The organism is Fulvivirga lutea (genome assembly GCF_017068455.1).
Taxonomy (GTDB): Bacteria; Bacteroidota; Bacteroidia; order Cytophagales; family Cyclobacteriaceae; genus Fulvivirga; species Fulvivirga lutea.
Genome location: NZ_CP070608.1, coordinates 643,305 through 657,479, shown reverse-complemented (window position 1 = coordinate 657,479; position 14,175 = coordinate 643,305). Strand labels below are relative to the sequence as shown.

Genomic DNA, 14,175 nt, shown 5'->3' with positions numbered 1-14,175 from the left:
CGGTTATCATCAAAAGAAAAAAGCCATGAAACGCATTTTGGTACCTACCGACTTTTCATCTAATGCGAATAATGCAGCCAAGGTTGCACTTTCGTTAGCAAAAAAATCAGGCGCTGAACTTCACTTCATTCATGTTGTTTATACTCCCTCAGATTGGAATAAAATGACTGATGAAATGAAAGAGAAATACCCTGAATCTTCTCATAAAGTTGAGTCAGCCAGGCTTTCAATGGAAAAGTTGGTATCAGATAAAATATTTGATACTATCAAAGTTGCTAAAACCCTTGGATTTGGTAACCCTATTGAAGAAATCAATCATTACCTTTCTAAGAATGAAGTGGATTTGATTGTGGTGGGTTCACATGGCACTTCACATAAGGCAGACCTTTTTATAGGTAGCAATACACAACGTATCATGCGGAGCACAAAAATTCCGGTTGTTGCTGTAAAAGATTCATTTAAGCTCGAGGACTTAAACAGAATAGTTTTTGCTTCAAATTTTGATAAGGAAGCAGAAATACCTTTTAAAAAGATGGAAGCTATTTCAAATGCGCTGGGGGCGGAATTAGATATGTTATATATCAATACACCACACAATTTTAAAACTTCAGAGGAGATTGATACGGTAATTAGTAAGTTTTTGAAAGAGATTGATTCAAATAAAGAAATTCATGTTAGAAATGATCACGATGTAGCCAAAGGCATACTGAGTTATTGCAAAAAAACCAATGCAGACATGGCAGTTTTGATTAATCATAGAAAAGCCTACAAAGCACATTATCTAATGGGAGTAACCGAAACCTTAGTTTTTCAGTCAGATTTTCCAGTGATAAGCATGAATGTGAGTGAGGGCAGAATCTAATTTCAAGCTACGGCTTTAGGAAATTTATTCACTTTTAGAATAACGGTTAACAAGTTGTGTTGAATTAGTTGGCCTCAGTATTTACTTCACTTGCTTCAAGTAATGTGTACAAATACCTTTCAACTATAATTTGAATTACCATATCGGGAGATTCTTTTTCAACAATTTCTTTATTAAGCTGATAATTATGACCCCAGATATACACTGTCCTTTGAAAGTGTTGATTTAAGAATTGTTGCATATAACCCGCATAAGAATCCTTAAAAACAACTGCTTTTAGGTTAGTATTGCCTCCCTCAAATGCAGAAACAGTTAATTCCGGGTGGAATATTTTAGGATTAGGCATTTCGTAATCGCCAGTATTAGCTTCTTTATACAAGTACCCATTTTTGGGGCTGTATTCAATAAATGTATCTTTAATTTCATTTTCCATGCCCATCATTGAAACAATATCGCCTCCTATTTTCTCATACTCTCGTAAGTGAAAGTCAGACTTCTGAAAAGGTTTAATTTCGGGAAAATCTGAATGAATTTTATTAAAAAGCTCTTGATAACCAATAAATGAGCCATTCAAATTCCAGTGAGAATCTGTTTTGAAATATAGGGTTGAGTCTTTTGATTCAAGCATCACATCTCTTATGTCTACTATCGGTATATTGGCTTCTCGCAATGAAGGCAAAAGTTGCTCTAACCGTGATTTAGTACCAATTTTATTAATATAGTCTGGAAGTTGATCAGAGTAGATAGTGTGCTTATTAGGAACAATCAATAAGTAGTATTTTATTCCTAAGTCTGCTAAATCTTCTTTACACTTCTCTAATGATCTTCGAATTTCATAAACTTCAGATTCAGTAAAAGGTCTTACTGCTCTGTAATCATCAATAACGTGTTGAAAATTGGAAAAATACCAGCCGTTCTTTCCTATTACAAGACTATTGTCTTTAAATGGTTTTGAACTTAAACTTCTTTTTATTTTCATGTTCATGTCAAAAAAAAGACTTCTACCATGAAAATTATCCTTGAAGTACTCCTGTAATTCAACAGGTATTTCTGAAAAATCAGTAGAATCGAGGGATATTGTGGCTAAAGTACGGTTTTCAATATTTTTATTTTCTGGAAGAACATTGAAAATGGTATCTAGCAACGGTAGAAATACTATCAGTAGAAAAATGAAAGGAAATATGTATTGCCTAAATTTTAACATTAGAATCTAAAGTATATAAACGGGCTGTAAGTATCTGCAACCATATAGGAAATGCTAATGAGAAATAAAGCAATTAGAAGACTGTAATATGATGTTTTCAAGACAGAACCCCACTTTCCAGCTTTCATTTGAATCATATTAACCAACATATTTTTAACAGGAGTTGATAAGATAACTGCAAGGGATGAAATGATTACAACTTCTTTGTTGATTAGGTACTTAACATTATTTGGAAAGTCCAGACTTGTTGATGGAACAAACATCTTTTCAAGGTAAGCTATGGCATGTGCCAAGTTTTCTGCTCTAAAAAAGACCCAACCTACAATAACAACCATTAACAAGTAGAAATGGGACAATATTTTCGGTGTATTTTTTGGCTTTATAATTCTTTCGATCACTAAAAAGAAACCATGATATACGCCCCAAATAATAAAATTCCATTTGGCCCCATGCCATAACCCAGTTAATAAAAAAACAATTATCAGGTTTACAATTGTTCGAGTTGAACCTTTTCGATTACCGCCTAGTGGTATATATAGATAGTCTCTAAACCAGGTGGAGAGTGAGATATGCCATCTTCTCCAAAATTCTTTCACTGATTTTGCTATATATGGATAATTGAAGTTTTCAAGAAACTCAAATCCAAACATACGTCCCAAACCAATGGCCATATCTGAATAACCAGAAAAATCAAAATAAATCTGGAATGTGTACGCAATAATGCCAATCCAGGCCAAGGGTGTATCCAATTCTGAATCATTATAATTAAAAATAGTATCTGCGATATAGGCCATATTATCAGCTATCAGTAATTTTTTCACAAAACCAATAATAAATCGCTGAACACCACTTTCAAATTTTTTCAGTGTAAGGCTTCTTTGCTTCAACTGATCATTAATGTCGTGGTATCGTACTATGGGACCAGCAATTAGCTGCGGAAATAATGAAATATACAGAGCCAGATCAAGAATGCTTTTCTGTGGGTTTACTTGATTTCTATAGACATCGATAATATAGGAAAGAGCCTGAAAAGTGAAAAAAGAAATTCCAATAGGTAGCAATATTTGTGGCAAACTCAACAACTCGAACCCTGAAACATGATTGATGTTTTCAGCAATAAAGTTTAGATATTTGAATGTAATTAATAATCCTAGATTAAATATTAGGGCGGCAATCAGGGCTATTTTTCGGTTATAAGCCATTAACTTAAGGCCAATCCAATAGTTGATAAATATTGAGCTAATCATAATTAGTATCATAATAGGCTCACCCCAAGAATAGAATAGCAGACTTGCTACCAATAAAATGTAGTTATGATAGTTTTTATTTGTAACCCAAATTAGAAAAAGGCAGATGGGTAAAAAGCAAAAAAGGAATATTGCAGATGAAAAAAGCATGAATACAAACCCAAATAAAAATTAGGTCAATGCTAAGAATATATTATTAAACATTTTTACCCACAGCCCAAATTCTTCTTTAAGTCCCTATCTGGGAGCATTCCTGTATCGTAGGAGTTATTAGAAGGATAAACATTTGAAAGAAACTCTGATATGGCTACAAAACACTCTTGTGTTGCCTCGAACATGCCCATGTGAGCTACATCTTTTAATTCTTTGATAGTTGCATTTTGCATTAGCTCATAGTGTGCTCTTGATTTTTCAATTGGCACTGAACCGTCCTGATCTCCTGCAATAAACAATGTGGGCAGAGTTAATGATTCCAAAACATTAGATCTATCCGGTCGGTCACGCATGGCTTCCATATAACTGATTAGTGAAGTCTCCGAAGTTTCACCTGCAATTTTTGTGACTTGTCTTATTTCAGTTTCTAATCGAGATCTGTTTTTAACATAAAAAAGCTGCTGCACAAAAGAATCAGCAAATACCTCTACACCGCGTTTTTTAACAAAATCAATGGTTTTGTTTCTTGACCGTTTCTTTTCGTCATCATCTGCAAAAGACGTACTATGAAACAACCCGAAGCCTTTGAAATCCTCCGCATGGCGCTCGGCCAAAGCAAGTGCTACATAGCCGCCTAAAGAATGCCCGATTACTGCACTTTGTAAAAGATTATTATCTTCTAAAATACCGTGCACCATTTCAGCAATATCCATAATGCTAAAAGAGCTTGATGGGAGGGGGCTTTTCCCAAAACCAGGAAGGTCGAGTGTAATTACTTGATAGCTCAGCGCCAATTTATTAGTGAGTGGCCTCCACACAGAAGAGGTTTCACAAAATCCATGAATTAAAACAATAGGGTCTCCCTCTCCAATTATCTCAGAGTGGATACTCATAAATTACTTGGTTAAAACGCCTTCTGTCATTGAAATTACAGCCTCTGCAATACCATCAGGATCAAACCCACACTCTTTTTGAAGTTCAATTTGCTCCCCATGTTCAATAATGGCATCTGGAATACCTAAACGTTTAACCTGAGCTGAATAGTTGTTCTCTGCCATAAATTCTATGATAGCACTTCCGAAACCACCCATCAGACAACCATCTTCTACAGTAACTACTTTCTTGTATTTTTTAAATACTTCGTGAAGCATTTTCTCATCTAAAGGTTTTACAAATCGCATATCGTAATGCGCAGGATTCAGTCCTTCCTTCTCTAACTTCTCGCAAGCTTCAACGGCATAATTTCCGATATGACCAATGGTGAGTATAGCTACATCTTCACCATCTTTAATTTTTCTACCTGTACCAATTTCAATTTCTTCCATTGGAGTTTTCCACTCCGGCATTACTCCTTGTCCTCTTGGGTATCTGATAGTAAAGGCTTTTCCTTCCCTTGGTAGCTGAGCCGTATACATTAGATTTCTCAGTTCCGCTTCATTCATGGGAGCTGATACGATCATGTTAGGAATGCAACGCATATAGGCAATGTCATACGCACCGTGGTGTGTTGGTCCATCAGCACCGGCAAAACCTGCTCTGTCTAAGCAGAAAACAACCGGCAAATCCTGAATACACACATCATGTATTACCTGATCGAACGCACGCTGCATAAATGTGCTATAAATGTTGCAGAATGGAATAAGTCCTTGGGTGGCTTGTCCGGCCGAGAATGTAACGGCATGCTGTTCGGCAATACCCACATCAAAAGCTCTGTCTGGCATGGCTTCCATCATGATATTCATGGAAGAGCCTGATGGCATGGCCGGAGTAATTCCCGTTATCTTATCGTTTTTCTCAGCTAACTCAACAAGCGTATGCCCGAAAACGTCTTGGTATTTAGGAGGCTGAGGAGTTTCGTGTACTTTCTTTCGAATTTCTCCTGTTACTTTATCGAACTTACCCGGTGCGTGCCAGGTTGTTTTATTTCCTTTTTCAGCAGGGCCATAACCTTTTCCTTTTGTTGTTACACAATGTAGGATTTTAGGGCCTTTAATATCTTTTAAATCGTCAAGAACACTAACTAGGTGGTTGATGTCATGGCCATCTACCGGACCGAAGTATCTCAGATTAAGTGATTCAAATAGGTTGCTTTGGCTTAATAGTGCCGATTTTATTCCATTTTCAACTTTAGCCACAACGTCTCTAGCGCTTGGACCAAACTTACTAATCTTACCTAACAGGTTCCAAACCTCATCTTTAACCTTATTATATGTGTGGGATGTTGTAATGTCTGTAAGATAGTCCTTTAGTGCACCCACATTTGGGTCAATGGACATGCAGTTGTCATTCAGAATAATAAGAATGTTGCTATTAGATACACCCGCATGGTTCATTCCTTCAAATGCCAGCCCACCAGTCATAGCGCCATCACCAATAATGGCTACATGCTGTTGTTCGTCATCACCTTTGTATTTAGAGGCTACTGCCATACCTACTGCAGCAGAAATAGAAGTGGAAGAATGACCTACACCAAAAGTATCATACTCGCTTTCTTTTCTTTTCGGAAACCCAGACATGCCTTTATACACTCTATTGGTATGAAAGATGTCTCTTCGGCCGGTTAGTATTTTATGACCATAAGCTTGATGACCTACATCCCAAACCAATTGATCTTTTGGAGTATTGAAAACATAGTGTAGTGCAACGGTTAACTCAACCACGCCTAAACTCGCGCCAAAATGGCCACCATAAACTGAAACATTATCAATAATAAAGTGTCTTAGCTCATCGCATAATTGTACAAGCTGTGTTTGATCTAATTTTTTCAGATCATCCGGACTGTTAATTTTGGCTAGAAGCTCTCCTGGTTCGATAAGCATTTTAACTTTAATTGGTGTATATCCTTAAACAAGAAGGTAAGGTAACTGTTTTATTTTCTTTATGCAATTGCTAATTAAATGGCAAAAATACACTTTTTTGTTCAACGCAATCGTAATTTAATGGGATAGTAATATCTTTGAAATCTTAATCATTAAACAAATCCGGTGAGTTTCGAAATTAAGCTTCCTCTTTTTGAAGGTCCATTTGACCTGCTCCTTTTCTTTATCGAAAGGGATGAGCTGGATATTAATGATATTCCTATTTCTAAGATTACTAATGACTTTTTGGACTATCTGCACAATTTGGAGCAGTTGAATATTGAAGTGGCAAGTGAGTTTATTTTGGTTGCTGCTACACTTATGCGCATAAAGTCTAAAATGTTGTTACCAAGACCTCAACTCGATGAGGAAGGCAATGAAATAGACCCTCGAGAAGAGCTGGTGAAGCACCTGTTAGAGTACAAGAAGTATAAATCAGTACTTGAAGAGCTCAAAGAGATGGAAGCGGGGCAAATTGATAAAGAAAAGCGAGGCAATCTAGCGAAAGAGCTGCGCTCACTTTCAGAGTCTGTGAACGTAGAGTCGGAAATGCAGGATTTAGACCTGTACAAACTTCTGAAAGTCTTCCAGAACGTAATGGAGCGGTATGAAGTGGAAAAAAACAAACCGCGCCATGAGGTGATACAATATCCATACACCATCAGTGGGCAAAGAGATTTTATTATGGATAACCTGGCCAATAGAAATAAAATTTCTTTCGGTGAGATCATTGAGCAGGATGCCAATAAAATAGCTGTGATATTTAATTTTCTTGCCATTCTCGAATTGCTTCAATTGAATATGGTTACCCTGATCATAGGTGAAGGGTTCAATAATTTCTGGGTGGAGAAGCTGGACGAGGTCGAAGAAAAGGCCTAAAGCTTAATAGCCAATTAACATCATTTTATTGATTCACACTCGCTTAACAAAGCATAGAATTTCAACATTTTAGGGCTGATAGATTCTTGATACTTTTTACTGATTATTAACATTCAATTTAGATTCTACAGACATACTATTTCCAAATTTTATTCTGAATGAAAAAATGGGGAAACTTTATAATTCCTTAACAACCTTCTTAAAAACGTCCTTCTTTCTACTTAATCAATTAATAATGCTTTGATTTTGGCTTAACCGGTTTACTCGAAATGCTGCTGAAATTTGTGTTGAACAAAAAAGATAAAACCAATAACAACATGAAAGCAGCAAAAATTGAAATGTTAGTACTCTTGATAGTTTTGAGTATTACAACATTTGCCGGTACTGGCGAAAAGAAGACAACACGCTCCTCAAAAATTGAGGTAGTTAAGAATGATCAGGTATTTAAATTATTTTATCTGGCAGATGATGAGCGAGATGTAAATGTGAAGATAGTTGGTAAAAGGGGTGAAGTTTTATTCACTGAAAAGATCAATGGACTGAAGGGATTTACCCGTCCGTATAACTTCGAAAATTTGCCGGAAGGAGATTACAAATTTGTTGTTTTAGATGAGTCGGGCACAATGGAGTTTGATGTTGCTCACAATGATTTGAAAAAAGAAAATGCTCACTTTGTAAGGTTTGATGAGTTAAAAGGCATAAGCAACAAACTGTACAAACTTTCTATTGCAGGTGAAGGGCAGCATGTGGCTCAAGTGAAGATATATGACAATGAATCGCACTTACTTTATCAGGGCAAAGAATCATTTACCAATAATTTTGCCCAGTTATACAATTTAATGCAGATAACTACCAATGGATATGTAGAGGTTATTTTGGGAGATAAAAAAGAGATCTTCAACTTCTAGTAAAAAAACAAATGAGGGAAGACCGGCTTATAGCTGGTCTTTTTTTATTTTGTTAGCGATAAGATTTCGCTGAAAAGCATGATCTGCTGCTTCGTAAGAATCTTTAACAATAATCAACTCAGTTTCACTAAGCCCGGCAGTTGAAGAGTTAATTTTCTTATTTTTCTTGGACTTGTTCACATCTCGGATATATATTAATTCAATTCTTCCAGGATGCTCTTTGGCAAGTGACGTATAAATTTCCGCATCACGTTGTCCACTATCACCAATTAAAATAAACTTCTGTTCAGGAAAGGTATTTAATAGCTGTGCGATGCTTTCTTTTTTGTGACTATGCGTGCCACCTCCAGAGAAAATAATTTTCCATAAACTGGTTTTTAATTCCTGAAGCATCATCGGCCCTTTTGGAATACCTCGTACTTCGAAAAAATCTTCAAGGAAATCGTAAAGGTTCCACTCGCTACTGCTCACATAAAACAATGGGTTTTTAGAGTTGATATTTTTACCAGCTTGCAGTGCTTCATAAAATTTGGCAACACCTTCAAAAGGCAAGCGGGTTTTTGAGTTTTTAAGTAAGATTAACCTCAATTTTCTCAGAACTCTGGTGGCATAACTTACCAATACAGTATCGTCAATGTCTGACACAATGATGTATTCACTCGATCTATTGGCAACTAATACTTCACTGGTTGCAACTATTTCCTGATCGTGTTCCAAACCACCAACCACCCGGTAGTGAATGGTGTGCCAACCTTCAGAAAGGTCTGAAATATTAAATGAGCTTTTGAACATTCCGCGCTCATCGGTAATGGCCTTTTGTTTTATATTGTAAAAGGTTATTTCTAGTTCAACATCTGCTATGGTTTTTCCCAGATAGCGACTGATCATCGCCAGAAAATTCTTTCTTTTCTTATCATCAGCCTGGCTCTCCTTTAACAAACGATCAAAAAGCACATGCCCCTGAACGTAAACCCTGTTCCCATTACTATAACCTTTATATGCCAGTATTGCCGGGGGGCTTAATAGTCCCAATAACTTTCTTATTAGTCGCGTTATAAATGATGCAGGTGTTCTAATAGTGTATTTTCTTTGTTAACAACAATAAACCTTAATTTAGGATTATTAATTCGATGGGAAAAATACTGTTTGTAATAAATCCGATTGCCGGGGATACTGATAAAGGTCACTTAAAGAATGACATTACAAAAATATTGGGCTCAAACGAAATTTCATTTTTTGAAACGACAGGCGAAGATGATGAAACCAAATTAAATGAGAAGCTTGATGATGTGAGCCCTGAAATAACAGTGGCTTGTGGAGGAGATGGCACCGTTAATCTGGTTGTAAAATGCATTATTGGTAAGGACATTAAACTTGGTATTATTCCACTTGGCTCAGCAAATGGTCTGGCAACGGAATTGGAAATACCTGCGGATATAAATCAGGCGATTAACCTCTATAACAACCCCAAGGTGCGCACTGTGGATGTGTTAAGAGTTAATGATGAATTTTTATGTATTCATTTGAGCGATATAGGGCTGAATGCAAAACTTATTCGAAGGTTTGAGGGCGATAATAGCAGGGGCATGGTATCCTATTTCAAGCATTTTTTTCAAACCTTCTTTTCCAAAAAGGCTATTAATTATTCATTCGACTTTGAGAATGATTTTTTTCAGTACAAAGCGGAGATGGTGGTATTTGCTAATGCTAAAAAATACGGAACGGGAGCAATTGTAAATCCGGTTGGGGAGTTAGGGGATAGAAAATTTGAGGTCTGCATATTTCAACCCTATCCGTGGTATGCCTTTTTTAGATTAACATACTTATTTTTTGTAGGCCGGCTGAATTATTCGCCTTTCGTGAAAATTGTGGGTACTGAAAAAATTACTGTTACAGGAGAGCAACCCGAGCATCTACAAATTGATGGTGAACCGATTGGAAAGTTTAAGAAAGTGAAAGTAGAGGTTTTACCTGATCAGATACTAGTGGTTTGTTAGGTCAAGTAACTCTTTATGAAGTTTAAGTACCTGTGGGATGACTAATTCATGCTCATCATTCTTAATAACATAATCCGAACGCTTTAACCTTTCCTCTTCACTCAACTGCTTATTAATGATAGATTCAATTTGTGCTTTGTCTCTAAATGGGTCTCGTTTTAGAACCCGTTCGATTCTTAGTTCTCGAGAAGCACTCACGGTAATTACCTTATCCAGAGCTTTGTATGAGCCTGATTCAAACATTAAAGCAGCCTCTTTAATAATATAAGGGCTATTTTGTTGTTCACACCAATTTTTAAAATCCCTACCAACAGCGGGGTGAATGATACTATTTAACAACTCCAGTTTGGCGGTATCATTAAATACAATTTTTGAGATATAATCACGATTCAGCTCACCCTTATGATACGATTCCTCCCCAAAGTTTTCTATAATTTTTTCACGAATTAAAGGATCGTTGTTGTTCAGCCATTTAGCTCGTGAATCAGCATCATAAATTGGAATGCCGAGTTTCGAAAAGATTTTACAAATCAAACTTTTACCGGAACCAATTCCGCCAGTTATACCAACTTTGAGTAAGTTATCTTTCATTGAACACTACCTTGGCAGAATCCTTTTCCAACTTCACATCTCTAATGAAGCTTGGGAATGATAATAGTTGAAGAGAAGTGAGAGAGTCTTTAGGATTCATCAATTTTAAGTCAGCTTTTACCTTGAAATTAGACAACACAATATCAGGCTCTTTACTTGCACTAACTTTATACTTTAAAGTAATTGTTGGCGATTGCAAATAAGCAGAGCTATCGGGTGGGAAGTTAACCGGAGAAATAGGGATATCCTTTGTTACCTCCAGGTATTCTTCCACACTAAAGGCAATGCTCATGGTTGGCGGGTTTCTCGAAATCAGCCTGTTATTCTCAATTTCAATTGGGATTTCCTCATTAAAATTTTCATCAATTTCATCCTGAGGTACTTTAACTAGTAACGGGCTTTCCATTTTATCTAAAAGTGAGGCAGGGCCATGAAGAGTAATTGAATCTGGCGTATAAGCGATTGAACTGGTCACCCAATAATTTTCTGAAAGCTGAATAGAACTGCTATCAACCTTTAGGGCGTAACGCTTACTTGCTCTTTTATCAATATTTAAAACGAGTGTATCAGTAAGTACAAAATTGACATCAAAGTCAGGTAGTTGGTCGGTAATGGTTCCTAACAGGCTCGAGCCCGGAAGTTTCTTTACTTCTGTAGGGTTATCGAGGCGAATGGTTACAGGAGTAGTTTTTATACCGAGGTTATTTCTGAACAAGTTCCAACCTAATCCACTAAGATTAATCTGCACATCGGTAGGTGGTTCGCTAATGGCAATATACTTGTCTTTGTCATAGGCAAACTCAATGGGGTACCGGAATGTGGTAGAATAAGAATCATTAAGGGCATTAAGAAACCAGAAGGTTGCCGCTGCCAAAACACAAAGCGATATTACCCGAATGTTCTTTATCCTTTCAGGAGTTAAAGAAGGCAGTATCGCTTTGATTTTATTCAACATTATTTGTTTTCTCCTTCAACTAACGAGCTGGAAGAGTCCATTGATATGGCAGTGCGGTTAAAAGTTATTTTAACACCTTTATCTACTTCTAATACTATAGTCGTTTCATCAGTAGACAACACTTTACCATGTATACCACCAATCGTAACAACATTGTCGCCTCTTTTAATTTCCTCAATAAATTTCTTTTGTTGTTTTTGCTTCTTTTGCTGAGGCCTGATCATGAAGAAGTAAAAAACGATGGCAATACCTCCAAATAAGATTAGTGATGAAAGTCCACTGCCTTCTGCAGCCTGAAGTAAAATAGAATTTACCATTAGTAAGTTTAAGTTTTAAGTAAAATAAATTAATAAAAACAACACATCCCAACTCCTTACGAAGTTGGGATGCGCAAATATAGACTATTTATCTTAGCTGATTATTTCACTGGTCCTTCAGCTGCTTCATCTTTAGCAGCAGGAGTTACCATAGCCTTAATTCTTAACGTAGAGTTTTTAGGCCAAGTGTTAGCAGTAATAGTAACTGTTTTGTTTTGGATGTTTGGCTTCCCTTTGCTGTCAAATTTAGCTACAATTTCACCAGTTCCTCCAACAGGAATTGGCTCTTTAGGCCATGTTGGCACTGTACAGCCACAAGAACCTTTTGCACTCTGAATGATTAATGGTGCTTCACCAGTGTTAGTAAATGTAAAAGTGTGCTCAACAACATCACCTTCGTTAATTGTACCGAAGTCATGCTCTTCTTCAGCAAATTCAAACGCTGGAAGAGGGCCTTCAGGCTTTTCTTCAGGCTGAGCCGGAGTAGCAGCACCTGGCTTGCTAGACTCAAGCTTTTCCAACTTGCTTTCTAATTCTGCGATTCTTTTTTCAGCGTCTTTATCGCTACCGCATGCACCAAAAACAAAAGCCAACAGACCAATTGCTAGTGCAGATTTCATAACTCTGTTCATTTTAATTGTAATTTAGGTTTTAAACTTTTATTCTAAAGATTTTTAACTTTTCTCTTTTTCTCCTCCTTTTATGTGGCTGATCAACTCATCCACATCCTCTAATAATCTTTCAGCTTTTTCTTTCGCATCGTTCACAACTTTTTCGCCATGAGTTTTTGCTTCGCTTAACGGGCCATCTTTGTGATTCACCAAATCATCAAGCAGATCTTCAAGCATAGTCTTATACTTATCCAACCTGTAAGTTAATTTGTCTCTTGTATTAGACCCTTTATCCGGTGCATAAAGTATTCCTACTATTGCACCTGTAGCTGCTCCAAGAAGAAAAGCCATAAAAGTGTTTCCTGATTTCTTGCTCATACTATTTTTATTTATTGTCTATTAATCCACGGCCACTTTTTCTTATTACTCCTCTATTTTCCAACTCTCCGGCTATTACATCTAACACACCGTTAATGAAAACTTTACTTTTGGGAGTACTGTATCTTTTGGCCACCTCAATATATTCATTAATTGTCACTTTAACAGGAATACTGGGGAAATTGATCATTTCTGCTATTGCCATTTCGATAATTACTTTATCGGTGGCGGCAATTCGTTCAATATCCCAGTTTTTAGTCTTTTCCGCTATAAGTGAGTTATATGCTTCCTCTACTTTTATACTCTCTTCAAACAGCTTCTGAAAGAACGTTTTGTCATCTTCCCAGTTGTAAGAAAGTTCTTGAAGTTCAAATTCTTCATTTACATCTTCTTCGGGGATTGACTTTAGGGTTTTGGTTACCAAGCTTTTTATTATGGCTCTGTCCTCATCCCAATTAATATCACTTTCTTCCATAAAGCCTTCGATCAGCTCATTTTTGAAAATGATATTTTTAGCAATGTGAAGCACTATTTCCTGATCATCTTTAAAAGACGCGTTTTCCAGCTTCACATACTCTTTATATTTTTCGTCAGTTTTTAAAATATCTTTAAACCACTGTCTTAAATGATCAGTCTCGTTAGACCAATTTAAATTTCGCCTCAAGCTAAGTGTTTCAACAGACTTATTGAACCTTATGGCTTTGATTAACAAATTTTTAACAAAGGTTGTTTGATTGAGTTTATGATCTTTTTCTGCTAAGTCTGCAAACTCAACTATTAACAATAGGATGAGAATATAGCGATCCACTATTTTCTCAGCCTCCTGAATCATCGTTTTATTAAAGTGCTTCTGATCTTTCAGGTTTCTTTTGTGATAGTCTCTTATCGCCTCTTCCACAACAGACTCTATATTGTTATCAGCCTCTGCCTGATAGTCTTTTTCTTCGAAGTGAGTTTTAAATATTTTGGAAGCTTCCGCTTTATCCTTTTTTAACTGCTCTTTATCCTGTACCTCCATTGAATTTAAATCGGGCGAGAATGTTTCGGCAATAAAATCTAAGGCAAGAGCATAATTAGCTTCCTGGCTTTGCTTGTAGGCAAAAAGAGTTTGCATCGCTTTGATGCGTAGGGTGCGTCTATTGAGCATTTACAGTATTGAATTAAAAACCTTTTTGTTTCTAACAAAAGCGGTGGCAAGAAGCCACCACTTTCAAG

The 14,175-nt window shown here is 36.6% G+C and carries 15 protein-coding genes; 4 read left to right on the top strand and 11 right to left on the bottom strand.

Features of this window, described 5'->3' with window-relative positions; translation table 11 throughout:
• The first annotated feature begins 25 nt into the window (after positions 1-25).
• Positions 26-862, top strand: coding sequence for a universal stress protein (locus tag JR347_RS03170; RefSeq protein WP_205722605.1), 837 nt, complete (start codon positions 26-28; stop codon positions 860-862).
• Between the two features lie 64 nt (positions 863-926).
• Here the strand turns inward: JR347_RS03170 and JR347_RS03165 are convergent, their stop codons facing one another.
• From JR347_RS03165 to dxs, 4 genes are all read right to left on the bottom strand, one after another.
• Entirely contained in the window at positions 927-2,066 is a 1,140-nt protein-coding gene (locus JR347_RS03165) for an alginate O-acetyltransferase AlgX-related protein (RefSeq protein WP_205722604.1), read from the bottom strand.
• Positions 2,066-3,313 carry an MBOAT family O-acyltransferase gene (locus tag JR347_RS03160; protein WP_235689742.1) on the bottom strand — a complete coding sequence of 416 codons (1,248 nt, stop codon included), beginning with the start codon at positions 3,311-3,313 and terminating at the stop codon, positions 2,066-2,068. Before JR347_RS03160 ends, JR347_RS03165 begins: the two co-directional genes overlap by 1 nt.
• A 206-nt stretch (positions 3,314-3,519) precedes the next feature.
• Positions 3,520-4,359 carry an alpha/beta fold hydrolase gene (locus tag JR347_RS03155; protein ID WP_205722602.1) on the bottom strand — a complete coding sequence of 280 codons (840 nt, stop codon included), beginning with the start codon at positions 4,357-4,359 and terminating at the stop codon, positions 3,520-3,522.
• 3 nt (positions 4,360-4,362) lie between these two features.
• Positions 4,363-6,285: a 1-deoxy-D-xylulose-5-phosphate synthase gene (gene dxs, locus JR347_RS03150; protein WP_205722601.1), complete on the bottom strand. Its 1,923-nt coding sequence runs from the start codon at positions 6,283-6,285 to the stop codon at positions 4,363-4,365.
• Between the two features lie 165 nt (positions 6,286-6,450).
• Between dxs and JR347_RS03145 the strand changes: the two genes are divergently transcribed.
• Both JR347_RS03145 and JR347_RS03140 read left to right on the top strand, forming a co-directional pair.
• Positions 6,451-7,203 carry a segregation and condensation protein A gene (locus JR347_RS03145; RefSeq protein ID WP_205722600.1) on the top strand — a complete coding sequence of 251 codons (753 nt, stop codon included), beginning with the start codon at positions 6,451-6,453 and terminating at the stop codon, positions 7,201-7,203.
• 317 nt (positions 7,204-7,520) lie between these two features.
• Positions 7,521-8,111, top strand: a complete 591-nt coding sequence (locus JR347_RS03140) for a hypothetical protein (protein ID WP_205722599.1) — start codon at positions 7,521-7,523, stop codon at positions 8,109-8,111.
• Positions 8,112-8,138: 27 nt separating this feature from the next.
• Here JR347_RS03140 and JR347_RS03135 read toward each other — a convergent pair whose 3' ends face one another.
• Positions 8,139-9,143, bottom strand: a complete 1,005-nt coding sequence (locus JR347_RS03135) for an App1 family protein (RefSeq protein WP_205722598.1) — start codon at positions 9,141-9,143, stop codon at positions 8,139-8,141.
• Positions 9,144-9,241: 98 nt separating this feature from the next.
• Here JR347_RS03135 and JR347_RS03130 point away from each other — a divergent pair, with 98 nt between their 5' ends.
• The gene (locus tag JR347_RS03130; protein WP_205722597.1) at positions 9,242-10,108 is read left to right on the top strand and encodes a diacylglycerol/lipid kinase family protein; all 867 of its coding nucleotides are present in this window, start codon (positions 9,242-9,244) and stop codon (positions 10,106-10,108) included.
• Here the strand turns inward: JR347_RS03130 and coaE are convergent.
• The 6 genes from coaE to nusB all read right to left on the bottom strand — a co-directional run bounded on the left by coaE (position 10,094) and on the right by nusB (position 14,107).
• Positions 10,094-10,699: a dephospho-CoA kinase gene (gene coaE / locus JR347_RS03125; RefSeq protein WP_205722596.1), complete on the bottom strand. Its 606-nt coding sequence runs from the start codon at positions 10,697-10,699 to the stop codon at positions 10,094-10,096. The genes JR347_RS03130 and coaE overlap by 15 nt on opposite strands.
• The gene (locus JR347_RS03120) at positions 10,689-11,654 is read right to left on the bottom strand and encodes a YbbR-like domain-containing protein (protein ID WP_205722595.1); all 966 of its coding nucleotides are present in this window, start codon (positions 11,652-11,654) and stop codon (positions 10,689-10,691) included. Before JR347_RS03120 ends, coaE begins: the two co-directional genes overlap by 11 nt.
• Positions 11,654-11,971, bottom strand: a complete 318-nt coding sequence (gene yajC, locus JR347_RS03115) for a preprotein translocase subunit YajC (protein WP_205722594.1) — start codon at positions 11,969-11,971, stop codon at positions 11,654-11,656. The genes JR347_RS03120 and yajC overlap by 1 nt, the downstream gene beginning before the upstream one ends.
• 101 nt (positions 11,972-12,072) lie before the next feature.
• Positions 12,073-12,591, bottom strand: coding sequence for a DUF1573 domain-containing protein (locus JR347_RS03110; protein WP_235689741.1), 519 nt, complete (start codon positions 12,589-12,591; stop codon positions 12,073-12,075).
• 54 nt (positions 12,592-12,645) lie between these two features.
• Entirely contained in the window at positions 12,646-12,960 is a 315-nt protein-coding gene (locus tag JR347_RS03105) for a YtxH domain-containing protein (RefSeq protein WP_205722592.1), read from the bottom strand.
• 7 nt (positions 12,961-12,967) lie between these two features.
• Positions 12,968-14,107, bottom strand: a complete 1,140-nt coding sequence (gene nusB, locus JR347_RS03100) for a transcription antitermination factor NusB (protein ID WP_205722591.1) — start codon at positions 14,105-14,107, stop codon at positions 12,968-12,970.
• Positions 14,108-14,175: the final 68 nt, after the last annotated feature.

Excerpts from the sequence above, each read along its gene's own strand:
- yajC (WP_205722594.1), bottom strand. The coding sequence starts at position 11,971 with ATGGTAAATTCTATTTTACTTCAGGCTGCAGAAGGCAGTGGACTTTCA.
- nusB (WP_205722591.1), bottom strand. The coding sequence starts at position 14,107 with ATGCTCAATAGACGCACCCTACGCATCAAAGCGATGCAAACTCTTTTT.
- JR347_RS03110 (WP_235689741.1), bottom strand. The coding sequence starts at position 12,591 with ATGAAATCTGCACTAGCAATTGGTCTGTTGGCTTTTGTTTTTGGTGCA.
- coaE (WP_205722596.1), bottom strand. The coding sequence starts at position 10,699 with ATGAAAGATAACTTACTCAAAGTTGGTATAACTGGCGGAATTGGTTCC.
- JR347_RS03165 (WP_205722604.1), bottom strand. The coding sequence starts at position 2,066 with ATGTTAAAATTTAGGCAATACATATTTCCTTTCATTTTTCTACTGATA.
- dxs (WP_205722601.1), bottom strand. The coding sequence starts at position 6,285 with ATGCTTATCGAACCAGGAGAGCTTCTAGCCAAAATTAACAGTCCGGAT.
- JR347_RS03160 (WP_235689742.1), bottom strand. The coding sequence starts at position 3,313 with ATGATTAGCTCAATATTTATCAACTATTGGATTGGCCTTAAGTTAATG.
- JR347_RS03140 (WP_205722599.1), top strand. The coding sequence starts at position 7,521 with ATGAAAGCAGCAAAAATTGAAATGTTAGTACTCTTGATAGTTTTGAGT.
- JR347_RS03155 (WP_205722602.1), bottom strand. The coding sequence starts at position 4,359 with ATGAGTATCCACTCTGAGATAATTGGAGAGGGAGACCCTATTGTTTTA.
- JR347_RS03130 (WP_205722597.1), top strand. The coding sequence starts at position 9,242 with ATGGGAAAAATACTGTTTGTAATAAATCCGATTGCCGGGGATACTGAT.
- JR347_RS03105 (WP_205722592.1), bottom strand. The coding sequence starts at position 12,960 with ATGAGCAAGAAATCAGGAAACACTTTTATGGCTTTTCTTCTTGGAGCA.
- JR347_RS03170 (WP_205722605.1), top strand. The coding sequence starts at position 26 with ATGAAACGCATTTTGGTACCTACCGACTTTTCATCTAATGCGAATAAT.
- JR347_RS03120 (WP_205722595.1), bottom strand. The coding sequence starts at position 11,654 with ATGTTGAATAAAATCAAAGCGATACTGCCTTCTTTAACTCCTGAAAGG.